We start from the raw sequence: 25,731 nt of genomic DNA on the forward strand, positions 1-25,731 counted from the left end.
CTAGCCATTGCGATGAACACAGGTAAGAAAATGAATACAAATAATATAAAAACAATGTTCGCCCTGACTTTGACAGTACTGATGTTGCCAGGCCTTTCCTGGGCGGAAGACGTCGCTTCCGGCAACCCTATCGGTGCCAATGTACAGGAATTACTAAACTGGGCAGACACACATAACCCTGAGCTTACGGCAATGCGATATGAGACGGATGCAGCAAGCGAGCGAATCGCACCTGCAGGCGCTCTACCTGACCCTTTGCTGCGCGTTGAATTTATGGATTTTGCTGGGCGTGATGCGCCTGATGGTTTTAATCCTTTTCCTGGCAAAGGAAGTGGAACTAAATACACTCTAATGCAGAGCATTCCACTTTGGGGAAAGCGGGACTTGCGTAGGGAAGTGGCTACTGCACAGCTTGAGCAGTTTAAAGGACGCAGGCTCATCGGTGTTGCCGAAACCCACGCCCGAATCAAAAACGCTTATGCCCAGTATTTTCAGACTGTTGGCCTCAAGAAGCTTAACGAGGATATCTTAACCTTGCTAGGCGATCTTGAATCGGTCACTCGCGTTCGCTATGCCAGTGGTTTAGTGCCGCAGCAAGATGCAATTCGCGCTCAAGTTGAGAAGACCACCTTACAGTCCGAGATTATCAGCCTGGAGACCGATCAGCAACAGGCTAAGGCGCGTCTTAACGCGATACTGGGGCGGACACAAGGTGCGCCTCTTTCTGCGTTACCAGAGTTGCGTCGTCTGCCGCTAGAAAAGCTGGATACAGTGGCCTTGCAACAAAAGGTGGTACGAAATAACCCACTACTTGCTACACAATCAGCACAAATATCAGCGGCAGATGCTAACAAGCGATTGATAGAAAAGAATCGTTACCCAGATCTAACGCTAGGCATTGCGCCTACTCAACGTGGTAGCAATATCAGTAGCTGGGAGGCGATGGTAGAGGTCAATATTCCTATCCGCTTTGATACGCGCAGGTCCCAGGAAAGTGAGGCTGCCGCTATGCTAGATGCAGCCAAGGAACGTCGTAGCGGAGTAGAGAATCAGGTGATAGGCGAACTTCAGGAAAACCTGGTCGCTTTCGAGGCAGCAGAAAAACAAGGGCGCCTTATTACTTACACATTACTCCCGCAAGCAGAGTTGACCTTCCGCTCGGCATTGGCAGGTTACGAAAACGGTAAAGTGGACTTTGCAACGCTGCTGGATGCACAAAAGGCAATCAGGCTTGCGCGACAAGGCCAGATAAAGATGCGGGTTGAACAGGAAGTCCGCCTTGCAGAGATTGAAAGAATGATTGGGGAAGATTTATGAAGCGCTTTGGAATATGGATTGCACTGGCGCTAGCTGTTGTTGCTGCGGCTGTAAGTGGCGGCTACTGGTGGGGATTGCAGCAGGTTAGCCACCCGTCAGTAGAAATGCCTGCGGCTATTACAGCACCGGCTGAACGGAAGATACTCTATTACCGAAATCCTATGGGATTGCCGGATACATCTCCAGTGCCTAAGCAGGACTCTATGGGTATGGATTACACCCCAGTGTATGCAGATGAGGAAGTTTCTAATAACCAGGTCAAGATCAGTACCGACAAGGTACAGAAGCTTGGCGTAAAAACTGAGCCAGTGCTATCGCGAAAAATGGTCAATACGGTGCGTGCGGTGGGGCAGTTCCAATTTAACGAACAGCGTTTCTCAACAGTCACCACCAAATTTGAGGGATACATTGAAAAACTCTATGTCAATTCAACCGGGCAGCCGGTAAAACGTGGGCAGCCACTGATGGAAGTTTACAGTCCGGAACTGGTATCTGCGCAGGAAGAATACCTGATCGCCTGGAATGGCCGACAGTCATTGAGTAACGGCACCTCGGAATCATTGCTTGGTGTTGGTCAACTGGCTGACAGCGCGCTTAAACGTTTACGTAACTGGGATATTTCAGATGCTCAATTACAGCGTTTGAAAAAGGACGGTAAAGCGACACGTACGCTTACGATGTACTCGCCGGCAAACGGCGTGGTATTGGAGAAAACTGCTGTGCAGGGTATGCGCTTTATGCCGGGCGAACTCCTGTTCAAGATTGCAGATCTATCGAGAGTCTGGCTGCTGGCCGATGTGTTCGAGCAGGACATCGCTCTGGTGCATGTTGGCCAGACGGTGAACATTACTGTCAATGCCTATCCAGGTAAGGAGCTCAAAGGCAAGATTGATTACATCTATCCAACAGTCACCTCTGAGACCCGCACTGCCAAAGTACGGATAGTGCTGGCTAACCCAGACGGAATTCTAAAACCTGATATGTATGCCAGCATTCAACTGATGTCAGGTCATGATGCCAGCGTATTGGCGGTTCCGGATTCGGCTGTGATCGACAGTGGTATACGTCAGGTTGTGCTGGTTCAACTCACAGAAGGGCTGTATGAGCCACGTGAGGTCAAGCTTGGTATGCGTAGCGATGGTTATGTTGAGGTGGCTGAAGGATTAAGTGAAGGTGAGAACGTGGTAGTTCGCGCCAATTTCCTGATTGATGCTGAAAGCAATCTTAAAGCCGCACTAGGGAGCTTTGGCGAGCACAGTTCACATTCAAGCAGTTTGCCGGAACCTGCGGAAACCACTCCTGCACCGGTAACTGGGCACGAAGGGCACTGACATGTTGGAAAAAATTATTAACTGGTCAGTACGCAACGTATTTCTTGTCTTGTTAGCCACGTTATTTACAGTGGGTGCCGGTGTTTATTCGTTGCTAAAAACGCCTCTGGATGCCATCCCGGATTTGTCCGATGTTCAAGTGATAGTCTATACCGAGTATCCGGGGCAGGCGCCACAGGTTGTAGAGGATCAGGTGACCTATCCACTCACTACCTCGATGTTGTCAGTACCAAAATCAAAAGTCGTGCGTGGCTTTTCGTTCTTTGGTGCCAGCTTTGTTTACGTGATCTTTGAAGATGGTACTGATATTTACTGGGCACGTTCTCGCGTACTGGAATACTTGAACAGTGTGACTGGCCGATTGCCACGCGGCGTTACGCCAACGCTGGGTCCGGATGCTACTGGTGTAGGCTGGGTTTATCAGTATGTGGTATTGGCAAAAAATCGCTCTCTTGAGGAATTGCGCGCAATTCAGGACTGGTATTTACGTTATCAGCTGACCAAGGCGCATGGCGTAGCAGAGGTTGCCAGCGTTGGCGGCTTTGTTAAACAGTATCAAGTCGTTCTTGATCCACGCAAGCTGCAAGCCTATGGTGTATCACCATCGCGTGTTACACAGGTGATTCGCGAGAGCAATCGCGATGTCGGCGGACGCGTAGTCGAGATGACGGAAACCGAATATATGGTGCGTGGCAAAGGATATCTGCGCGGCATCGGTGACTTGGAAACACTCGTAGTCAAGGCCGATAAAGGTACACCGGTATTGCTGCGTGATTTGGCAAGGGTTGAATTGGCACCGGATGAGCGACGCGGCATTGCCGAGCTCAATGGTGAAGGCGAAGTGGTCGCCGGCATTGCCATGTCCCGCTACGGTCAGAATGCACTTGAAGTCATCCACAACATCAAGCAAAAACTCGTTGAGCTTGCGCCTGGCTTACCACCGGGCGTTACGGTGGAAACCGTATATGACCGTTCCGATTTGATTCATCGGGCGATTGATAATCTCAAGACCACGCTGCTGGAAGAAAGCATCGTGGTCGCATTGGTTTGCATGCTATTCCTGATGCATGTGCGAAGTGCGCTAGTCGCGATTGTGATGTTGCCGGTTGGTGTTCTGATTGCATTTTCGCTGATGCATGCGTTAGGTCTCAATTCCAACATCATGAGCTTGGGCGGCATCGCGATTGCCATCGGCGCTATGGTAGATGCTGCCATTGTGATGATAGAGAATGCCCACAAGCATATTGAACGGGCACCGCCTGATGCGCCTCGATTGCAGCTTATTATTGATGCCTGTAAAGAGGTAGGCCCTGCGCTATTTTTTAGCCTGCTGATCATTACCGTTTCCTTCTTGCCTGTATTTACGCTGGAATCGCAGGAAGGCCGCATGTTTCAGCCGCTTGCATTCACCAAGACATTCTCGATGGCTGGAGCAGCACTGCTTTCGGTAACGCTTGTACCAGTACTGATGCTGCTGTTTGTACGAGGCAAAATCATGGCAGAAGGTAAAAATCCGGTAAATCGCTTCCTGATCTGGATTTATCGTCCTGTCATTGCATTAGTGATGCGCTGGAAAAAAACTACCATCCTGCTTGCGCTGCTTGTGCTTGGTATCTCTGTCTATCCTCTGACTAAACTCGGCAGCGAGTTCATGCCCACCCTCAACGAAGGCACCTTGCTCTACATGCCAGCCACCTTGCCCGGACTATCTGTGACGAAGGCCGCAGAGATTATGCAAACCCAGAACAAAATCATTAAGAGCTTCCCGGAAGTAGCCTCGGTTTTTGGCAAGGCAGGTCGCGCTAATACCGCTACGGACCCGGCGCCTATGGAAATGTTTGAGACAGTCATTAATCTTAAACCGGAGAGCGAATGGCGTCCTGGCATGAATATCGACAAGATTATCTCGGAGCTGGATAAAGCCGTGCAATTGCCCGGTGTGAGCAACGCCTGGACGATGCCGATTAAGGCACGTATCGACATGCTGTCAACAGGTATCCGCACACCAATCGGCATCAAGGTATTCGGCAGGGATTTGATTGAAATGGAAAAGCTCGCCAAATCTATCGAGGCTGTAGTTAAAAACGTACCGGGAACCACGAGTGCTTATGCAGAGCGTATCACGGGAGGTTATTACCTGAATATTGAGCCGGATCGGATGGCACTGGCTCGCTATGGTCTAGCCGTGGGCGACTTGCAGGATGTGATCAGCAGCGCGCTTGGCGGGGAAGTAGTTACCACGACGGTTGAAGGACGAGAGCGCTTTGGGGTAATCACGCGTTATCCACGCGAACTGCGTTCAGACCCGGATGCTATCGCGCGTCAGGTATTAGTGCCTGCCATGAACGGAGCATTGATCCCGCTAGGTCAATTGGCGCACATTTCCTTAGAGAAAGGGCCGCCTAGCATCCGTACCGAGAATGCATTGCTATCCGCTTATATTTTTGTCGATATTCGCGATAGAGACATCGGCAGTTATGTAGCCGATGCGCAGAAAGCGGTTCGTGAGCAGGTTAAATTCCAACCTGGATATTACGCAACATGGAGCGGCCAGTTTGAATATATGGAACGCGCTAAAGCCAAGATGAAGATCGTGATTCCACTTACATTGCTCATCATCTTCGTGCTGCTATATCTAAACTTCAAGCGCTTAACAGAAACCTTTATCGTCATGCTGTCAGTGCCGTTTTCTCTGGTTGGCGGAATCTGGCTGATGTATTGGCTAGGCTACAACATGAGCGTTGCCGTTGCGGTTGGGTTCATTGCATTAGCTGGTGTAGCTGCGGAGACCGGTGTGATTATGCTGATCTATCTCGATCATGCATACATTGAGCTCAAAACAAAGCGCGAGTCCGAAGGCAAAGTCTTCACTGTCGCCGATATTTATGAAGCCGTGATGGAAGGTGCGGTAGAACGTGTACGACCAAAGATGATGACTGTAGTGGCCATCATGGCAGGTTTACTTCCTATTATGTGGGGAAGCGGCACTGGGTCTGAAGTGATGCGGCGTATTGCTGCGCCTATGGTAGGCGGTATGGTTTCTTCAACGGTATTGACGCTTATCGTGATCCCGGCAATTTACGCACTTATAAAACAAATATCACTCCAAAGAAAAGGAGCTCCGAATGCCTGAAATAATTCCTAACCTGCATCCGTTGATAGTGCACTTTCCAATTGCACTTACCACGGTGTCAGCTTTTTTTCATATTGCGGCAGCTGCAACGCGAGGGAAGCCAATTTTCAGCAACTTTGCCACTCTTGCTCGCACTCTATTGTGGCTAAGCGCATTATCAGTATTGCCAGCCGTGTTTTTTGGCTGGCAGGCTTATAACAGCGTAACCCATGATGATGCCAGTCACGCTGCCATGTTAATCCACCGCAACTGGGCGTTAGGAACATCGATAGTATTAATCATTCTGGCTAGCTGGGATGGTTGGCGCAATAAGATAGATTCACCTCCTGTTTGGTGGTTTGTAGTTGCGGTGATTGGCGCGTGGAGTATGGTCGCCATCACGGCATGGCATGGTGGAGAGCTAGTCTACCGGCATGGCTTGGGAGTCATGTCACTGCCAGTTCCACAAGATGGTGTTGGACATGGTCACTACAGTGACACTGCGACCGACATGAGTGAACATTCCCATGCGGATACAGTGCCAGATGATCAAGTTCATGAGCATTCGCAGCATGAGCATACACACTAAATTTAAGGAGAATCATCATGAAAACAGAATTTTTAAAAGTAACCGGCATGACATGTGGCGGTTGCGTAAATAGTTTAACGCGAGCACTGAAATCTATTAACGGTGTTGATGGAGTGCAGGTGGAGTTATCAACTGGCGATACTCAGGTTCAATACGACGAGAATTTTACTACCTCGGATCAGCTTAGATCGGCTGTGAAAAACGCTGGGTACGGTTTGGTTGGTTAGTTAAGCTACATTAATAATCGAAGGAGTAGAGCCCGTGGATATGCATAACAATAACTCTGAGCAGTTAAAAGATCCGGTATGTGGAATGAGTGTTACTGAACAGTCTCCACATTCTTTGCAGCATTCAGGCAAAATGTTTTATTTCTGCAGTGCGAGATGTAAGGGTAAATTTACAGAAAATCCTTCTCAATATCATCAATCTAATCCTGTTAATACTGAGCCGGTAACTGCCGAAATTAATGCCACAGGTACAATTTATACCTGCCCAATGCACCCCGAGGTACGTCAGGACAAACCTGGTGCCTGCCCTAAGTGCGGCATGTCTCTGGAGCCGGAAATGCCGACTCTGGAAGAAGGTGATAGTCCCGAATTGGTGGATTTCAAACGACGTTTTATTTGGACGTTGCCACTCACCATCATCGTCACAGTCTTAGCGATGCTGGGTCACAGATTACAGTGGTTCGAAATGACAACACAAAGCTGGATCGAGCTCGTTCTTTCATTACCGATTGTATTATGGGCAGGCTGGCCTTTCTTCCAGCGGGGTGTGCAGTCAGTCATTAATCGCAAACCTAACATGTGGACTCTGATTGGTCTGGGTACTTCAGCAGCATTTGTTTACAGCGTTGTTGCTACGGTAGCTCCTGATGTTTTTCCCGAGTCGTTTATGGCGATGGGGCGTGTGGCAGTCTACTTTGAGGCGGCTGCCGTAATCATTTCCCTGACCTTGCTGGGTCAGGTGCTTGAACTGAAGGCACGCTCACAGACATCTGCTGCAATAAAATCCTTACTGGGATTGGCACCTAAGACTGCCCGCAGGATTAATGCTGATGGCAGTGAAGAGGATGTGCCTTTGACGCACGTTCATGTCGGTGACACGCTTCGCGTTCGTCCAGGTGAGAAAGTGCCGGTAGATGGTGTCGTGATTGAAGGCGGAAGTGCAGTAGATGAATCCATGCTAACGGGTGAACCTGTTCCTGTAACAAAACGTGTCGGTGATAAGCTGATTGGAGCAACGCTAAACATAAATGGTGCATTAATGTTGCGCGCCGAGAAGGTAGGTGCTCAGACTGTGCTCTCTAGTATTGTGCAAATGGTGATGCAGGCTCAACGTTCCAGAGCTCCAATGCAGCGTATGGCTGATCATGTGGCTGGCTACTTTGTTGTCACCGTTGTCGTCATCGCGATACTGACATTTTTTGCATGGGGAATATTTGGCCCAGAGCCTAGTTGGGTCTATGGTCTCATTAATGCTGTTGCGGTGCTTATTATTGCCTGTCCATGTGCATTAGGATTGGCAACGCCGATGTCTATTATGGTTGCTACGGGTAAGGCGGCTTCTCAGGGTGTGTTATTCCGTGATGCTGCAGCTATAGAGAACTTCCGAAAAATTGACACCATTATTGTCGATAAGACAGGGACGTTAACAGAAGGCAAACCTAGATTTGACCGTATTATTGCTAACAAAGGGTTCACCGAGGATGAAGTGCTGCGTCTGGCGGCTAGTTTAGATCAGGGAAGTGAACATCCTCTGGCAGATGCTATTGTGCAAGCCGCGCGAGAAAAGGGGCTTGTACTGGATAAGGTAGAAGCATTTGATTCAATTTCTGGTATCGGTGTTAAAGGGATTGTGACCGGCAAAGCACTTGCGTTAGGCAATACTGCACTGATGACGCAAATTGGTGTATTTGTAGAAGATTTGAAGCCACAGGCAGAAGCATTAAGAGCCGAGGGGGCTAGTGTCATGATATTGGCGGTAGATCGGAAAATGGCCGGATTACTAGCTGTTTCTGACCCAATTAAGGCAAGTTCATTAGAAGCATTGAGCATTCTCAGATCGTTTGATATTCGGGTAATCATGGCAACCGGAGATGGTCTTGCAACAGCAAAATCAGTAGCTGCCAAACTTGGTATTGATGAGGTCTATGGCGAAGTCAGGCCTGCTGACAAATTAGCGCTGGTAGATAAATTACAACGTGAGGGCCGTTTCGTTGCAATGGCGGGCGATGGTATCAACGACGCACCTGCGCTAGCTAAAGCGAATGTAGGTGTCGCAATGGGGACTGGAACAGACGTTGCAATGAATAGTGCCCAAGTGACTCTTGTAAAAGGTGACCTGCGCGGCATCGCTCAAGCGAGAGCAATCTCGGAGCAGACGATTATTAATATGAAGCAAAACCTTACCTTTGCCTTCGTTTACAATTCGCTAGGTGTACCTTTGGCAGCTGGTCTGCTTTACCCACTGACTGGATGGTTACTATCACCGATGATTGCAGCTCTCGCCATGAGTTTGAGTTCTGTATCAGTGATTACCAATGCATTACGTTTGAGGTAATACAATTATTCAATCAATATCTAGTGTATTTTGAACGTCTGCTTTGGATAGTCTATAGAGATCAATTCACAAAAATGGAATAGCCGCTTTGTCCCGCTAATATGCCATAGTCGTGTTAATCCGCAAAGCGGACGGTCAACTAAAGAAGCTAACAGACTGTAATCGGCCCATAGCAGTCATTCAAATTTGAGCTAATTTGGTCTATTTGATTGATTAGAGTTCCGCTAGACATAACAACCTCACTATTCACTTAATACTTCACGTAAGGTAGCTAGAACTTGCTCTACCACCGTCGAGTTACGTTTGTAGTATGTCCATTTACCAACCTTAGTTGATTCGACCAAGTTCGCATCTTGCAACGCTTTCAAACATAATGATGTGGCAGGTTGCGATAGCCCAACCTTGTCCTGAATCAAGCTTGCACACACCCCATACATCTCGTATGGGTAAAGTTGTGTGTAGTCCTTAAACGCCTCATTAGGATTAGCTAACCAAGCCAATATTGCACGTCTTGTAGGGTTAGCTAGCATTTTTAATGCTTCATTTAAATCCATCTTACTCTCACCTTATTGCCAGTGGGAAAGCCCACTATTAAAGTTGATCATTATGTGCTGAATGGATAATCAATGTATCCTGCTTCACCACCACCATAAAGAGTATGATTATGCACTTGATTAAACGATAATCCTTTTAGAATTCGATACGGTAAATCGGGGTTTGCTATAAATGGTTTACCAAATGCATATAAATCACCGTAGCCTTTTGAATTTACTGTCAGTGCCTTCTCTACGGTATAACGACCTGCATAAATTATCGCACCCTCAAATGTTTTACGTAAATCACGTCTAAATGTTTCAGGCAAGTCTGGGCTGTTGTCCCAATCTGCCTCTGCGATCGATATGTATGCAATACCAAGATCATTCAACATTTCAGCAGCACGAATGTAGGTTTCATGAGGGTTACTTTCTACTAGGCCAAGATAAACGCGGTCTTCTGTAGTGGTGGTAAACAGTGGAGCGAATCTTACACCTACTCGATTACGCCCAAACACGTCGATAACAGCTTCAGTAACCTCTCTTAAAAAGCGAAGTCTATTGGTTAGCGAGCCACCGTATTCGTCCGTTCTGTGATTCGTGTGCTCAGAAATGAATTGGTTTAGCAAATAACCGTTAGCGGAATGAAGCTCAACACCGTCAAATCCAGCCAACTTTGCGTTTTTAGCAGCTTGACGATATACCTTAACCAATTCTTTAACTTCTTCGGTTGTCAGTTCACGAGGCATGCTTGGTTCAACCAAAGCACCTTCGCCAGGTCCAGTCTCGATGAATACCTTTACAGACTTAGCTTGAATGGCTGATGGTGCTACTGGTGCATCTCCGTTTGGTTGTAACTCGCAATGGGATACTCGGCCAACATGCCAAAGTTGGCAAAAAATAATTCCACCACTTTCGTGTACAGCGTTCGTTACTTTCTTCCAACCTTCTATTTGCTCCTCTGAGTGTATGCCTGGTGTCCAAGCGTAGCCTTGCCCACGTGTTTCAATCTGTGTACCTTCTGTAACCATAAAACCTGCAGTAGAGCGTTGTTTATAGTAACTTGCCATTAATTCATTTGGCACATTTCCCGGTTGAGAGCTACGGCAGCGAGTTAGTGGCGGTAATACAATTCGATTGGGTAAAAACAAGTCGCCTAATTGGACTTTTTCAAATAATGACGATACGTTCATATATGCCTCTTTAATTTAAGTTGCATACATTGTCACATTTAAATGCATAAATGTGAAGAGTTGTTTTGAATATATATATGAAGTTCAGCTATGGGTCATATATGCTCATAAATAAAAAGTAGAATTAAGATTGCTGATACAGTCAGAATGTCATCGCGGAATCCATTTTCGACCTTCATAAAACCCCATCCCGGAATAAAGTTAAAATAGCAGTTCAAATACTCCTAATATCCTTAAACTGAAAGTAGACAGGATTAAGCTGACTTTCTCTTTAGAATTATATGAGCTGTTAGAATAACCGACTCTAATCGTCCCTTAACTGACCTTCATTAGTTAAATGCATGAGCACCGTCAGGCGTCCCGCTAAAGGGTTAGGGTGAGCTTGCTAAACAAAATCCACCATTAACGCCCCCAGATTCTATGTTTGTATACTTTCATCGTGGAGGCTTCATTTCGGCACTCAAACTTGACTGCCCAACCGACTGCAAAGCGCCTATGCAGTTGCTAATAGTGCTAAACTGTCACCACAATTTTGCCGATCTGCTGGTTGGATTCCATATAGCGGTGTGCTTCGACAATCTGCGCTAGCGGATAGGTTTTGGCCACCAGCGGTTTCAGCTTGCCTTCAGTCAACCCTTGCACAATGAAGGCTTTGGCGCGTGCCATGCGTTCAGGATGAGTGCTGATTTCAAATAAGGTATACCCGCGTATGGTTAATTGCTTGGCGAGCACGGGGAACAGCGGCAATGGCGTCGGCTCTGTACTTAGCGCGCCATACTGGAAAATAATGCCGCTTTGGGCTGTCGCTTCTGCCAGTTTGCTGATGGTCGGCCCGCCAACCGGATCTAACACCACGCGTGCACCTTTATTATTGGTAATGCGGTTCACTTCGGTCACCAGGTCTTGTTCTTCCGTCGCAATCACATGCTTGGCACCGGCCTTGAGCAAAGCCTCGCGCTTGCTGCTGGTGCGCGTCAAAGCAACGGGAATAGCACCCAGCAGATTGGCAATCTCTATAGCTGCCACACCCACGCTACTGGATGCCGCCGGAATCAGCACAAACTCACCGACTTTGGTATCGGCAAACTCCACCAATGCGCCATAGGCAGTCATATATTGCATCCAGATGGAGGCTGCTTCTGACCAGGAAAGTGATGGTGGATGCTTTACCGCGGCAAATGCAGGCACATTCGCCAACTCACCATAAACACCATACTGATTCTGAGAGAACGCTGGGATTGTGCTGACCGCATCACCTATCTTGAACTCAGTCACGTTACCTCCCACTGCTTTGACTATGCCTGCCGCTTCATAGCCCAGCCTCGCTGGCAGTATCGGTGCTTCCAAATACTGACCATTGCGGAACATGACTTCTGCACGATTGAGACCGATGGCTTGCACCTTGATCTGCACTTCATCCCTGCCTGGTGCGGCGACTTGTTCATCTGCTATCTGTAATACTTCTGGCCCACCGGTTTGGTAGAATCTGACGATACGTGACATTTTTATCTCCTGATGATGTAAAAAATAGTGTGGAAATCAAGCCCAGCCGCTCAATACGATCTTACCTATGGTGCTACCGGCTTCGAGATGCGCGTGCGCCCTACGCAAGTTGGCAGCGTTGATAGGAGACAGTGTTTCGTTGAGCGTAGATGCAAGTACTTCCTCATCTACTAATCGTGCGATACGATCCAAGATATGGTGCTGCTCAATCATGTCCTCCGTCTGGTACATAGATCGGGTGTACATCAACTCCCAGACGAAAGTCGCGCTTTTGTTCTTTAGCAAGTTAAGGTCTACCGGCTGTGCGGTTTCCACAATCGAGCAGATGCGGCCTTGCGGCTTGATGAGCTCGGCCATGACAACAAAATAGCCATCGGTATCGTTGCAACATAAAATATAATCAGGCTGGGGAATGCCGATTTCGCGCATTTGCGTCACCAGGTCATGCTGATGATTGATGACGTGCTGTGCGCCCAATTTCTGCACCCATGTTACGGTCTCTGGCCGCGATGCCGTGGTTACCACGGTCAATCCCGTCAACTTATTCGCGAGTTGGATTGCAATCGAACCTACGCCGCCAGCGCCGCCTATGATAAGCAGGCTCTTATTACGGTTCTGCGTTATATCAAGTGAAATGCCCAGCCGGTCGAATAGTGCCTCCCAAGCGGTTATCGCAGTCAGCGGCAAAGCTGCTGCCTGTTCGAAACTCAAGCTCTGTGGCATATGGCCGACGATACGCTCATCCACGAGCTGGTATTCGGCATTACAGCCTGAGCGCGTGATGTCGCCAGCGTAAAATACTTTGTCGCCACATTTGAATAATGTGCAGTCTGGGCCAGCTTCGACCACTTCGCCAGCGGCATCCCAACCCAGCACCTTAGGTGTCGTTTCCAGCTTGTCTTTAGGCTTACGCACTTTGGTATCGACAGGGTTGACTGCAATGGCGTGGATCTTCACCAGAAGATCGCGACCGGTTGCCACGGGTCTCGGTAATTCGACATCCATCAGCGATTCAGGATCGCTGATAGGTAAATATCTGGTTAGAGCAACGGCTTTCATGGTGTCTCCTGTTTTAGTGGCGCAGGCATCCTCGCCTGCGCTTATGTGTCAAATAAATTCTGGCAGCACAAACTCTGCCAGTTCCTGCAGCACTTCGTCAGCTGCACGTTTCCCATATTTCAAATTGAATATCAAGTGATCTACACCAATACGTTTGCTAGCACGCAGATGCATCAGCAAGGCATGCCTGCCGAGTCGGTGACCTAAATGAATAGGCGTTGGTGCTTCATTCGGGTTGTCGGTAAGATCAATAAAATAAGACTGTGTAAATGGTTTGTACTGTCCTGGTAGTTCTGCTTCAACTGAATCTCGCCAGCGCTGCACCACTTGGGCCTGTGCCTCAATATTGCGAGGGTAGCTCATCCAGCCGTCGGCGTTGCGTGCTATCCAACCCAAATCCTGCTGGCTGTGGCCAGTCACAAGCAAGGGTACATGCGAAGCGATCGGCTTGGGGATAACATCGGCAGCTTGCAGATGGCCGAAGCTGCTACTGACTTGCGGAAAGTACTCTGACCAATAAATCTTGAGCAACTCGATTTCTTCTCGAAACATCGCACCGCGTGACTCAAAATCCACATTGAAGGCTGGAAACTCCACCACTCTGTCACCAGTTGCAACACCCATTAACAATCGGCCACTGGATAACTGGTCTATACTGGCGGCGGCCTTAGCAATATGTATTGGGTGGCGTAATGGCAGAATGATGGACGCCGTTAACAATGCGATTTCTGAGGTTTGCGCGGCCATATATCCGAGATAAGTCCACGGGTCGAATACCTGTCCGACATCACCGAAATTTGGGTCACGTAGAGGCACATCGCGAAAGCCTAGGCTAGCAAAGCCAGCTTTTTCGGCAAACTGTGCCAGCGTTACCTGCTTATGCATGGTAGGTTGGTCGCGCTCGAAGGCTTCGATTGGAAACATGATGCCCAGTGTAAGTTTATTGCGTTGGAATACACGCTGCCATCCACGGTTGGTTGTCGGTGATTGATTTGGATTAGGGGTAAACATTCTGCTCTACAAGAAAAAACACTGGCACACCACATAAGGGAGGAAAGTGATGTACCAGTATAGGCCCGAAATAGTCAAGGGAATAGCTTTATACTTAGGCAAAAACTGATTTAAGCCTGGCCTTTGACTGCCAGTAAATCTACGGTTTCGATCACCGGCATCTCGGCCAGCAAGTCTGCAGCATTCGCCATCAGTGCCTCAGCGATTTTCCCGGTCAAATGCGCTTGTCGGCCATGTTCATCCATAAAGGTGTCAAAAATTCCAAAGGTGGCAGGGCCGAATTTGAGTGCGTACCAGGTAGCGGTTTCTGGCTCATTTTCTACCAGCGGCAATGCGGATTTCAGAAATGCTTCCAGTGCTGCTTCCTTACCTAGCTTGGCGTGCAGACGTACATATAGTGCTAACTTCTTGCTCATAATTTATCCTAATAAAAATTCAAGACTAAATTGGTGGATGCGCGCTATTGCGCTTAATCCACCTTACTAAAAATCTAAATACTTGCTTCCAGTACTTCCCTGCTCTTGTCCAGCGTCACATCCTTGTGTTCACCGAGCTCGACCATGCCATGACTTTCCAGCTGTGACAGTATGGCAGGAATGGCATCTGCGCTAATGCCATAGGCAGATAATCGCGTTGGTACATTTAGGCTCTCAAAAAATGATCGTGTATTCTGAATGGCCGCTTCAATACGCGCATCTTCCGTACCTTCACTGATATGCCAAACGCGTTCGGCATATTGCAGTAGCTTGGCACGCTTGGCATCGCGACGCAGGCTGAGCATGCTCGGTAAAATGATAGCTAGCGTTTGTGCGTGATCCAAACCATGCAGTGCGGTGATTTCGTGGCCAATCATGTGCGTCGCCCAATCGCTTGGCACACCAGAGCCGATCAAGCCATTTAAGGCTAGCGTGGCCACCCACATGAAATTGGCTTGCAATTCGTAATCTTCTGGGTTTTGAAGAACTTTAGGTCCAACTTCAATCAGCGTCTGCAACAACCCTTCCGCAAAACGATCCTGCACACGCGCTTCCACTGGGTAGGTCAGGTATTGCTCCATGATGTGCGTATAGGCATCCACCAAGCCGTTGGCCAATTGGCGCGGCGGCAGGCTGTAGCTTTTGCTCGGGTCGAGCACGGAGAACTGTGGAAACACATGCTCACTTGTAAAATAGAGCTTATCGTGTAAGCCAGATGCGGTCTCGGTACGTGAAATCACGGAACCATCATTCATTTCAGAGCCTGTTGCAGGTAATGTCAGCACGGTGCCAAAAGGCATGGCTTTTTTAACATTTGTACCGTGCTGTAGCAAAATCTCCCACGGATCGCCCTCAGCATATACCGATGCTGCGACAAACTTGGTACCGTCAATCACCGAGCCACCGCCGACTGCTAGCAAATAATCAAGATTGTTGGCTTTGATTTGGGCAACAGCTTTAATGAGTGTTTCATAAGTTGGATTAGGCTCGATGCCGCTGAATTCCTCGACGTGACGCTCACTCAGTGCGGCTTTAACTTCATCCAGAGTGCCATTCGTTTTTGCGCTAGTGCCGCCGTACAGAATTAATACGCGGGCTTTAATAGGTATCAGCTTATCAATTTCCGCGACTTTGCCTTTGCCAAAAGCAATTCGTGTGGGATTATAAAATTCAAAATTCAGCATAAAAACTCCTTAAACATTAAAATTATTAGACCAGTCGGCTAGTATTGTGCCAAATAAAAAGAATTGGCTTAGTTAAGTGCAAGTCTTATTTTCGTAGCATTCATGGCGCACTCTAAAGCAGCGCGTGTGCGATTGACTTTGGTCAAAAGCGTAGCGCCAATCCACATATAATAAATTTCTGCGGTGACATTACTTACATCTAGATTGGCAGGAAATTCGCCCTTGCGGATGCCTTCTTCCAAGCAGTTGGTAAGACACGCGATGACACGATCAGTACCGTTTTTTAATGTAATACGCATAGCTTCGGAGAGATCCGTCACTTCTGCGCTCAATTTAACAATTAAGCATTTATCTGTTGTGGCATCGCTCGATTGGCTATCCAGCCATGATTGAAAAAACTTGAGCAGTCGGCTGGAATTTGAACTGCCGTCATCTTTGAGTAAGTGTTCTAACATCTGCAAATAATCGTCAAAGTAATTTTCCAGCAATGCGTCGCCAAACTGCTCTTTGGATTTGAAATAGTGATAGAACGACCCCTTAGGCACCCCTGCAGCAGAGAGTATTTCGTTGAGGCCGACAGCAGCAAAGCCCTTGCCTAGGATGATATCCTTGGCTGTGTCTAAAATTTGCTGACGTGTATCACTAGATTTTGTGGTTGGAAGTTTGTTACCCATAAGCGCATTATTGCATAGATTAGACCAGTCGTCTAACTGAAATATAAAAATCCGTTTTACTATGCTAAGAATCTAATATGAATTTGTTTGATGACGACGAATGATAAATTTTTAATAACTGAAAATTCAAAATCTGCTATGTTTCTCATGAGTATGAGATTCTTTGGTTATATAAAATTCTGTAAATTTTTATGAAGATAAGCTTTAAGCCAATTGTAGAAATATTAAAACTTTAAGTGAATGAAAGCTTTGTCCTCCATTGCTGCTGACCAGCTTTGTTTTTGGTATGACTGCAATGGGCCGATTGCTGAAGTCAGAAGAACTCAACTGAACGGCCGCTTTGTCCCGCTTTGCAGACCAACAACCAATTGGCACAGTTAAGAAAGTTATTAGTGGCTCTTTTAAAATAATTCCAATTGACTCTTTTCACAGGAATACTCAGTTTAGGGCTAAATAAATATTTACATATTTTGATAAAGTGCTATTGTTGTTGGCATAAAGCTACGTTAAAGCGAGTGAAAAAACGTAGCGCCGTCTGGGAAACTGGATGTCACCAGGAGTGGCTAGGTGTGAAAGCACTGAGAGAATCTCGCATGCAATGGCCGCTTATGCGACCATTGTTCTTTCTAAGCGTTAATTATTAGCTTCATAGACTGTAAGTAAGTATTATGGAATTAATAAAAATTGGGTATTTGAATCGCCACCATTTATCAGAGCATTGTCTTCTAATCACATCTTCAAGCTTAAAGTTTAGTAATCTTAATTTAGCAATAGAGTCATACATTTTAATAGACTCTTAATTTCCGTAAATTGTAACTGGAAGCATAGACTTGGCTTTTTGATTTGGAAGCATAAAGCTGCCTTTGGGACAAGGTTATGCTTCCGCCGACAGCATTTCGTGAAAACTAGGCTACATCCACACTGTACATATCATTATTGGTTACCTAGCCAATAATGTGCTTGTAAGAGATGTTCTGTGGGTTGATGGCTAATATACATCAACCGGGACTGGTCGAAGCAGTCTTCAATGATGGTTTAATATCGAGGATTGATGTGATATGGTCGCCGACCAATTATGTCAAACGTTGAATGTCTACTTCTGGCCGATTGCTGAAATCAGAAGAGCTGAACTAAATAGCTGCTTTTCTGCATATTTTGCTGAGCACTAGGATCAATAAGAAAAATAAAGCTGATGATAGCCATTCCCTATTTACCTAAACCATACCCAGATGAAATCTTAGGGTCTTGGCTATCAAGCATTCGATTGCATAATGGAGAGGGTACATGGTCATCATTGTTAGTGGCTGCAGGGTTCCAGAGATGGCTTAAAGCCCCTTATTTTGATTTATTTCAAACTTCTCCACAAAATGAGTTGTTGTTCCAGTTATTAGGTAAGACACGTGCGTCTGTCTGGATGGAGCTTACAACGCTTCCATATTGGATTACCTTTGATGGCCTTATAAATCATCAACCAGAAAAACATTTCAATGAGGCTGATATTGAGATATCAAATGTAACTGGACGCGTAGATAATTTTTTTCGGTTAACTCAAAATGGCAACAGTACAGGAACACTGAAAATTCCACATTTTTGTCCCGTGTGTGTTTCAGAAGATTATGAGGAATATGGTGAGCCATATTGGCATAGGGCACATCAACTACCCAATGTAACTGCTTGCCATAAACACCAGTGTAAATTAATGGATAGATGTAGAGCCTGTGGATTGGTCATTGCACCGATTCAACGGAAGCTGATAAATCCTTTAAAGCTCAAATGCACCTGTGATCATTTACTATCATCAGTTGAAGCTGATTCATTCAATATGTCTGAAGTAGATATCACTATTGCCAAGCTGAGTTTTGAGGCACTTACCGTAGATAATAGAAATTGGAATAATAAAGATGTCAGAAATTTTATTCTTGAATCTATAGGTACTAAGTCTTGGGTTCCTATAATCAAACAAGCATTTGGCAAATCACATCAAGTCACAAAACATTCCCGTGTAAAATGGCGCCAAGTTAAAGCACCCGACTGTGCAGCTTTATTAGTAGCCAAAAATATTAGTTTCCAATCAGCAGTTGAAGGATTTAGAAGGCACGCAAGTGACGCGACCCAAAATCAAGAACAGATTGAACGCTCAGTTACAAGCTACCGCATTGATAAATTAACAGTGGATTTTGCTCGCAAAGAGCTTCTGAAGCAAATTTCTCTGCATCCTAATAAGCCTCCCTCACATTATAGGAATCTATATTGGTTTCTGAAAATCAATGACTACGAATGGCTGATTAAACTTCTTCCTAGTGCTGCAAAGACAAAGTTGCCGACAATAGAACAAGACAGAAACATTATATTAAAACTAATGGAGTCTGATGCCCCAAGTATTGAAACACTTTACCGAAAATCTTTGGGTCGGTGTCCTGGGATAAGGGCGAGAATTAGGGATAAATCATGGGTAGATCAACAACTCAAAATGATTCAAATCAAAAAAGCTAGGCAAGTGGATCAAAAGCGAAATGCTATCCGGCAGGAACAAAAGAATCACTTATTAGAATCACTACATCGATATGTCAAAAATGAGAAGCGTCCAAAACGTATCACTAGGCCACAATTAGCACATGCATCTGGAATGACGCATTCTCAAGTTGATTATCTATTAATAGAATTCCCAGAAATTGAAAAGGAGATTTTGAAAATAAACAATGACAAGCAGAATAGGACGTTGATATGGGCAATTAACACGTTAAAAGCAGAAGGAAAGTCGCTAGGTTTATCCGAAATCTACCGTGTAGCAAAGTTACCAGCAACAAAAGACGTTCAAAAAGATTTAGCAAGAATTCTCCAATCAGAGACTATTGTGCCGCTTTGGTAAAACTTAATCTGTAAAATTAAGAGTCATAATTATTTAGTGATCTAGGCCTTTAAGTATTTGATTTACATAAAACTCATTATCACTGGACCAGTTCCGAATGCCGGTAATACGTTTGAGTTTCCAAATTTTTACACAATTAGATTGGGATTTGAGGTCATGAATTGCTTGGTCAATTCTATGCCTTTGGTATGACTCAATTGACTCGGTATGTTGTTGAATAAATTTTTCTAAAAGTGGCATTTTTTTAAGATTTGCCCTAATCATCGATTCACCTAATTTTCTAAACATTAATGATTTACTGATGCGAGGCCTATGTGTAGTTTGCATAATTGAGGAAACATAATCGGTTAATGTTCTAAGTAAATTCTGATCTCTAGTAGTCCAATCAATTCTCAGTTTTTTTGGAAATAATTGTTTAGATGGTTTCCAACTGTTTTCCCGCAGCCACATACAGTCATGTTTATAAAGCCACGCATAAGTAGATGGGTTTTCTGATCGCGCCATAGTCATTCCATCCTCCAAGTGTTGGGATTTTATTAGCAACCATTGCTTTCGTCTTGTCTTTAACTCCTTGTTAAATATCTGAAGTTTTTGAGCTTTAAGGGTATCAGTTAATTGTGCACGTATACGGTAAACCGTACTAATTGAAATTCCTTGACGCAATACAATAGCAGATGGGGTCAATCCGGAAAGAAAATCATCTTTAATAGCATTGATTTTAATAATGGATAGAGATTTACGTCTTTCTGAAATTGGTAATCCTAGTGCCCTCCGGCGGCAGACAATAGTTGTAACTGACAAGTTGAGAATATTGGCGGCTGTTCTGCAAGAAATTGAGCTATCGTGAATTATGATTTTTGCTTGCTCATTAATATCCAATTTTAAGTCTGAGTTATTAATTGCTTTAGAGGGATTGATGTTGTGCTCAGCATCTATATGTAAATGCCTCAATGCCTCTTTAAATGTTTTTACTGATTTGAATAGAAAGCCAATTAGCAATAAATGGCAAATTGGATGTGAAGCTCTTTCAGGGCGTTGAATTAAAGTACGTAGCCAATTAAGCGAAGACTCAGAACTAGCCAATAATCTATCTCTGTGAATGAAATCCTCAAAATAATCATAGTTGTTACAAATTGATTGACTGAGGTTTTTATAGTCAATATATGATCCTTTGGTACTTAAGCCAGCTAATCTTATAGCTTCAACATATAAATTTTTACGTATTGATGGATCAATAACAGCCAATTTTGAATTTAGGAGGCCGCTTGAAAGCTCTGCAAACAGAATCTGTTTCTCTGAAGCTGCTATTGGTTTTGAATCAAAGTTAACATATGGAGCTAAAATAATTCGCCGTTTATCTGTTACCAAATGTGGCGATATATAAGTAGTTAATTCGCACTTATGCTTAATACAACATTTCACACCTGGTAACTGATGGCTTCTTTTCCAATACGGCGTTCCTAAAGTTTGAGTGTCTTCCATAGTACAAATTGGGCAGTAGCGTAAAGGATGGCTTGCTCCAAATCTATTGGCAACTCTACCTATTAACACTTTTAACGCCTTGCCATCATTACTAATTAAAATATTGTGAACTTGTTCGTGCCTCTCTTGAGTAAGAAATGGCCGATGGTATGGATATAATGTACCAAGATCAATCAATTGCTCTATGGAGCTATAAGGCGAATTGACCCCTAAACGGTTATGTAATGCATCTAGATGGGTAGGAAGATCGATACAGGGAACGATATTTTTTGTTCCAAATAATTGACTCAAATACTCTTTAGGGTGACCCAATGCATTCAATGCAACTAGTCTCCCTAGCCAAGAGTAGACCAGTTCATCAGATAACATCTGTGGAACGAAGCATAGAGATGTTGAAACATCTACAGCCTGTCCAGATTCTGGGTTCATAGTTACATGCTCAATGGATCTTCCATTGGTAAGTCACTTTCGCTAATTTTTTTTGCTGTTATTGCTGCACTTGGTCGTTTGGAAGATATCTTTGCTTGAGAGTATTCAATGATGTCATCGAACTCTTCAGTTACGTTATTTTTGGAAATTACATCATTTGCACCAAGTAATTTTCTTAGGGCTAGATATTTTGGGCTAAAGATGAGGTCGTCAAATGCGCGAAGTTTTTCAGGTTTACCACTAATCAATGCCATTATTGCAGGCTGTAAAAATGCCATATCAGTGGCTGCAGTCCGTTCAAATGATGCAACATCAATGATTTCTCTGCCGCCTATCTCATTACGTTGAGAAAGCATATAGGCTAATGATGCAAATGCTGTGTTTCCTGCAGATGCATTGTGCCAAGCATTACGAATTTCTTTGGTTAAAGGACCTTTGTTTTTAACGAAACAATATTCCCAGTGAGTTTCACAGAAATCTTCCCATTGTGGGTCATTTCTAGGCATTGGTTTTAAGACAGTTTCACCATAGGACGCTAACTTTCTAGCGTTTCGTACACTTCCCTCTATTACAGATTGAACTGCAGGAGTTGCTAAAACCAACAAGCTGATACCAAGTCTTTCTATAATTTCGCTAAACAGGTTTAGAACAAACTCAGCATTTCCACCTTTCGCACTTTTAAGATTTTGTAACTCGTCAACGATTAAAAAGCCTAGAGAAACTGCTGTAGCAACTTGGTTCATTAATTGAACCATTAGACCGATTTGTTTTACTCCGCGTGCTTGGCGAGCGTAACTAGTATTCAATAATCGATCAACTTCATCGAAGAATTGAATACATAAGCTCTTAAGCGTAGCATCATGTGGTACTCGAAGGAATAAATAGACGATTTGCGTGCACTGTAATACTTGCCCATGATAATCGCTATGCTTAATTACCTGTGGATACTGAAGTAGAAAGGCTTGAGCAAAGGTTGTTTTACCCATGCCACTAACCGCCATCATGAAATGTCCTTTGGCAGATGACTTCCAATTCGCAGGAAAGGGCAGGCCGTCTGAGCCATCTGTTGCAAGCGCATGGCGTCGTTGCCTATCTTGTACACTTAAAGGATTTCGCGCAACATAGGTTTCACGCATTATTGTTGCTAATGTGATTGCAGCTTTCTGATATTCAGGAAATGGTATAACAATATCGTTTAAAGTTGATAGTTCCATCATTCTCACGATTTCTCCCGATCTTCTTGTCTTAGCAGTCGGTTTAGGAGGATAATTTGACAATCCTGTTAGATAATCACTTTTTGTCTTTTCAAGTGAAGGTAACGCTTCAATAAAGGGATTTCCTTTGAATCGTGTAACGCCCGTATCAATATATTTTGCTGGTATGATTTCTATCGGATTCATTTTTTGCTCCTATGTTTACGGATCAACTCTAGGTTTCTTAAGCGTTCTTGTTCTTCAATATTGGCCCAGTTAGATACTCCAGAAATATCTTCAATATTTGATTTTTTAGGATCATCATTGCCAGTGAGCGTACGTTTCATTGCTGCAGTTTCTTTTTGCCGAGCAGCTAATAATTGTTCTCTATCGACTTTCGTGGCAGTTTCTTTCCGCTTAACGGTCTTTTTTGTACTTTTCGCTGCAATACGAGCAACCCTGCTTTTATGCTCAGCTTTTGCCCACAGTTTCGCGGTTTGGGAAGATAAAACTTCCTCTTCGTCAAGAGTAAGATTTGCTAACTCTTTAGCAGCTCCTTCAGTAATTCGAAATAATGCCCACTCGCGTCTAGCGGTTACTGCATAAATTTCATGTGGTTCAGTTTTGTCGAGCCTTATATCAATTGATTGTGCGCGGGTTGTTGATTTCTTTGCAATATCATATGCAACTTCATTCGCTGGTAAATACGGACGTTGCTTATACCTTAAAACACTGTTTGAAATACTCGCTTTATCAGTGCTAAGTAATAGTTTTTTATAATCATCATCAGTCAATGGAGCTTTACGTAAACCGGTAATATTTTTTAAACCCCATAAATATGCTTCTTTTGGTGTGGGGGGTACATTATTTAAACTTAGTACTCGTCTACGTTTTAAGGTTGTGTGAGGCCTATTATTATGGTCGTCGATAATTTCAATTAATAGCCTATAAGCTTCAGGTAATGAATGTACTGCAGCCGCCTCTGCCTTTCTAGCTGCACGTTTCGAATGAGGATCCATTGGTCTGTCCGCATATACTCCTTTCATTCCAGAGGCTGCCATTCTGCGCTTGATTTCACGTATGAATCTTTCTACGATAGGTTTTCCATCCGGGCATAGTGGTGGAAGTGGGGTTAGCTCAATAAGAAGATCTTGAACTACGGATTGCTCCATGGAATGACTCATAAAGTCTGAACCGCGATCAGGACATAACACTGCGGGCATTCTACCTATTGGCCAACGCTCATCGTCTATGTCTACACTCAGATTTTTGAACCGTTTTTCACGAGAGGTAAAAGCGATGAGCAATGCATGGCGCACTTCTTCATATGAAGGTGATCGTAAAGAAATATATACCGATACTACAAATCTGCTCCAGCGATCGATTATTAAGTATATAGTAGGTTTACCTACTATAGTCGGTAACTCTTCGTCCGTAACAAGATGTAAGCGACCAATAGTTGCATCAATTTCATACACTTCGCCAGGACCGCTTGCTTGAGTAGAGCCAAGATAGCCTTGTTTTCGTTCTTGAGAACGCAAATTTCTAGCTAGATCATCGTCTAATACGGCAAATTTATTTATGTAATAACTATATTGTCTTGCTGTAACAGGTTCAGATAATTTCCCAGTTAGATATGCAGCATGTATTTCTGGGTGTCGTATTTTGAAATTGGTCGCAAGATAATGCTCGTGTGCCAATGTTCGATAAGTAGGACCTTTTCGTAAACAAGTTTTCAAACAGTCAATCATGTCTGAAATATCATCTTCAAGAACTACAAAATCATTATTACCTAATTCTTCTGATAAGATTGATTGACGACCTCTACGTTTAGGTTTTCGAACTTCACCAGAACTCTCTTTCACAATATCTGGATAGCCCCTTTTTTCTTGCTGCACCCCCCTAGGTAGTGGGAGCAAAGCTAGCCTTGTTCTGCCGAAGTAGTAATATCTTAGAATCATTCTTAGTAGTGTTAAAAAATTAGCCTGCATTTCCTCTGAACGCTCTCGAATAAGATAACTAAAACGTGAGCGTGATAGATTTGTTTCCGAATCAAAATTTTCAATTAGTGGTTCGATTAAAAGCCATGCGGCGTTTAACTCCAGTGCCCTCTCAGATTCTGGAATTGGTGATACAGATAATGCTGACGGCAATCCTATCCTTCCCCAAGTGGCATTGTTACTGGATGCCATTTTTTTCAACACCTTTAATAACATCCTTGATGGTCGACGTGCGTAGCGAGCTTGCTCTGGCTCGCTTACCCACATCACATAAACACACTCTTCAAACACATGTGTTAATCGAAGATATCGGATATCGTTATCACTGATTCGAAGAGCAAGCCCTGGGGAGAGTGCTGGATTTTCTAATGGCTGGAATTCAATCATGATTAGATGCTCTATTAAGGAAGATAGGTTTGTCTAAAGCTAGCGGATGTTGAAGGGAAATATCAATGAAATTTGACCAGGTGCAATATCTAAAAATATCCAGTGTAGTATCCGTAGATAAACGCATGGTTTTGCTTGTTTGTTGAATAAACTCTGCTAACAGAATATTTTTTCTATATGACAAATGAAAATTTTTAATAAAGAGAGCTTCATTTTCAGGACTAGATACATAACGATGTCTATACCAAGTTCTCATGAATCGCAGGTTAGCTAACATTGTTTTATTAAATTTAGAGGTGTCAACTAAAGTCCATGGAATTTCATGTTCAAGACACCAAACGTATTCAATAAGCAATCTAGTGCGTATGTCAGGATTAGAAGCATCTACCGGCGTCTTGATACTTGCGGCACGTACGCTTAACTCACCTTGGTTATTCCTTGATGTAACTAGGAAGTCGATAGTAAATGGTTCTGGGTTTGAGTTCCGGAAGTTATGTCGTATCCCATATTCAGCACATAACTCTAAAGTTCTGTCGATATCTAGAATTGGCCACTGCTCTTGAATATCCACAGTTGATGGCTTTCGTTCCAACAGGTAGAAATATGTAGTTTCAATTTCTGATAGAAGGTTGTAAGGTCTTGGTACGATGATCCCTGAAACTGATGACGATGTTCCTTCAGAAGGTACATCTCTAATTTTTAACCAAGGTTTATAGGTTATACCTTTTCCTACGCCTTTTCCACGTTGAATTCGCGTTCTTAGGTATGGTGGATATAATCCTGGGTCAGTTTTCCAGTGCATTAGTGCACTTTACTACCATTTGTTT

General features: G+C 44.4%; 19 protein-coding genes. 7 read left to right on the forward strand and 12 right to left on the reverse strand.

Features of this window, described 5'->3' with window-relative positions; all coding sequences use genetic code 11:
- The first annotated feature begins 30 nt into the window (after nt 1–30).
- Genes C3Y98_RS02670 through C3Y98_RS02695 form a run of 6 tightly spaced genes read left to right on the forward strand, consistent with a single transcriptional unit; the run spans nt 31 to nt 8,911 of the window.
- Entirely contained in the window at nt 31–1,317 is a 1,287-nt protein-coding gene (locus C3Y98_RS02670) for a TolC family protein (protein ID WP_235189721.1), read from the forward strand.
- Nucleotides 1,314–2,648, forward strand: coding sequence for an efflux RND transporter periplasmic adaptor subunit (locus C3Y98_RS02675; protein ID WP_019896649.1), 1,335 nt, complete (start codon nt 1,314–1,316; stop codon nt 2,646–2,648). Before C3Y98_RS02670 ends, C3Y98_RS02675 begins: the two co-directional genes overlap by 4 nt.
- Nucleotide 2,649: 1 nt before the next feature.
- The gene (locus C3Y98_RS02680) at nt 2,650–5,781 is read left to right on the forward strand and encodes an efflux RND transporter permease subunit (protein WP_019896648.1); all 3,132 of its coding nucleotides are present in this window, start codon (nt 2,650–2,652) and stop codon (nt 5,779–5,781) included.
- Nucleotides 5,774–6,349, forward strand: coding sequence for a DUF2231 domain-containing protein (locus tag C3Y98_RS02685; protein WP_019896647.1), 576 nt, complete (start codon nt 5,774–5,776; stop codon nt 6,347–6,349). The genes C3Y98_RS02680 and C3Y98_RS02685 overlap by 8 nt, the downstream gene beginning before the upstream one ends.
- 17 nt (nt 6,350–6,366) lie before the next feature.
- Nucleotides 6,367–6,576, forward strand: a complete 210-nt coding sequence (locus C3Y98_RS02690; RefSeq protein WP_019896646.1) for a heavy-metal-associated domain-containing protein — start codon at nt 6,367–6,369, stop codon at nt 6,574–6,576.
- A gap of 40 nt (nt 6,577–6,616) precedes the next feature.
- The gene (locus C3Y98_RS02695) at nt 6,617–8,911 is read left to right on the forward strand and encodes a heavy metal translocating P-type ATPase (protein ID WP_081621905.1); all 2,295 of its coding nucleotides are present in this window, start codon (nt 6,617–6,619) and stop codon (nt 8,909–8,911) included.
- 242 nt (nt 8,912–9,153) lie between these two features.
- On the opposite strand, the gene C3Y98_RS02700 is transcribed toward C3Y98_RS02695, so the two are convergent.
- The 8 genes from C3Y98_RS02700 to C3Y98_RS02735 all read right to left on the reverse strand — a co-directional run bounded on the left by C3Y98_RS02700 (nt 9,154) and on the right by C3Y98_RS02735 (nt 16,544).
- Nucleotides 9,154–9,465 (reverse strand): ArsR/SmtB family transcription factor, encoded by a 312-nt coding sequence (locus C3Y98_RS02700; RefSeq protein WP_019896709.1) that lies wholly within the window; start codon nt 9,463–9,465, stop codon nt 9,154–9,156.
- Between the two features lie 50 nt (nt 9,466–9,515).
- Nucleotides 9,516–10,637, reverse strand: coding sequence for an alkene reductase (locus C3Y98_RS02705; RefSeq protein ID WP_036302128.1), 1,122 nt, complete (start codon nt 10,635–10,637; stop codon nt 9,516–9,518).
- A 513-nt stretch (nt 10,638–11,150) separates the two neighbouring features.
- Nucleotides 11,151–12,140, reverse strand: coding sequence for a zinc-dependent alcohol dehydrogenase family protein (locus C3Y98_RS02710; protein WP_019896707.1), 990 nt, complete (start codon nt 12,138–12,140; stop codon nt 11,151–11,153).
- A 36-nt stretch (nt 12,141–12,176) separates the two neighbouring features.
- Nucleotides 12,177–13,199 (reverse strand): zinc-binding alcohol dehydrogenase family protein, encoded by a 1,023-nt coding sequence (locus C3Y98_RS02715; protein WP_135276577.1) that lies wholly within the window; start codon nt 13,197–13,199, stop codon nt 12,177–12,179.
- A gap of 48 nt (nt 13,200–13,247) precedes the next feature.
- Nucleotides 13,248–14,210: an LLM class oxidoreductase gene (locus tag C3Y98_RS02720; protein ID WP_135276578.1), complete on the reverse strand. Its 963-nt coding sequence runs from the start codon at nt 14,208–14,210 to the stop codon at nt 13,248–13,250.
- Between the two features lie 110 nt (nt 14,211–14,320).
- A complete protein-coding gene (locus tag C3Y98_RS02725) occupies nt 14,321–14,626 on the reverse strand; it encodes a putative quinol monooxygenase (RefSeq protein ID WP_135276579.1) in 306 nt (101 codons plus the stop codon).
- Between the two features lie 74 nt (nt 14,627–14,700).
- Nucleotides 14,701–15,870 (reverse strand): iron-containing alcohol dehydrogenase, encoded by a 1,170-nt coding sequence (locus tag C3Y98_RS02730; protein ID WP_135276580.1) that lies wholly within the window; start codon nt 15,868–15,870, stop codon nt 14,701–14,703.
- Nucleotides 15,871–15,938: 68 nt separating this feature from the next.
- The gene (locus C3Y98_RS02735) at nt 15,939–16,544 is read right to left on the reverse strand and encodes a TetR/AcrR family transcriptional regulator (RefSeq protein ID WP_135276581.1); all 606 of its coding nucleotides are present in this window, start codon (nt 16,542–16,544) and stop codon (nt 15,939–15,941) included.
- Between the two features lie 1,192 nt (nt 16,545–17,736).
- Here C3Y98_RS02735 and C3Y98_RS02740 point away from each other — a divergent pair.
- Complete coding sequence (locus tag C3Y98_RS02740; protein ID WP_135276582.1) at nt 17,737–19,413, forward strand: TniQ family protein; 1,677 nt, start codon at nt 17,737–17,739, stop codon at nt 19,411–19,413.
- 33 nt (nt 19,414–19,446) lie between these two features.
- Here C3Y98_RS02740 and C3Y98_RS02745 read toward each other — a convergent pair whose 3' ends face one another.
- The 4 genes from C3Y98_RS02745 to C3Y98_RS02760 are packed head-to-tail and all read right to left on the reverse strand — an operon-like array spanning nt 19,447 to nt 25,706.
- Nucleotides 19,447–21,324, reverse strand: coding sequence for a TnsD family Tn7-like transposition protein (locus tag C3Y98_RS02745; protein WP_135276583.1), 1,878 nt, complete (start codon nt 21,322–21,324; stop codon nt 19,447–19,449).
- Nucleotides 21,325–21,326: 2 nt separating this feature from the next.
- Nucleotides 21,327–22,724, reverse strand: a complete 1,398-nt coding sequence (locus tag C3Y98_RS02750; RefSeq protein ID WP_135276584.1) for an ATP-binding protein — start codon at nt 22,722–22,724, stop codon at nt 21,327–21,329.
- Nucleotides 22,721–24,904, reverse strand: a complete 2,184-nt coding sequence (locus C3Y98_RS02755) for an integrase catalytic domain-containing protein (RefSeq protein ID WP_135276585.1) — start codon at nt 24,902–24,904, stop codon at nt 22,721–22,723. Before C3Y98_RS02755 ends, C3Y98_RS02750 begins: the two co-directional genes overlap by 4 nt.
- Entirely contained in the window at nt 24,897–25,706 is an 810-nt protein-coding gene (locus C3Y98_RS02760; RefSeq protein ID WP_135276586.1) for a TnsA endonuclease N-terminal domain-containing protein, read from the reverse strand. The genes C3Y98_RS02755 and C3Y98_RS02760 overlap by 8 nt, the downstream gene beginning before the upstream one ends.
- Nucleotides 25,707–25,731 lie beyond the last annotated feature (25 nt).

Source organism: Methylotenera oryzisoli (assembly GCF_004661485.1).
GTDB lineage: Bacteria > Pseudomonadota > Gammaproteobacteria > Burkholderiales > Methylophilaceae > Methylotenera > Methylotenera oryzisoli.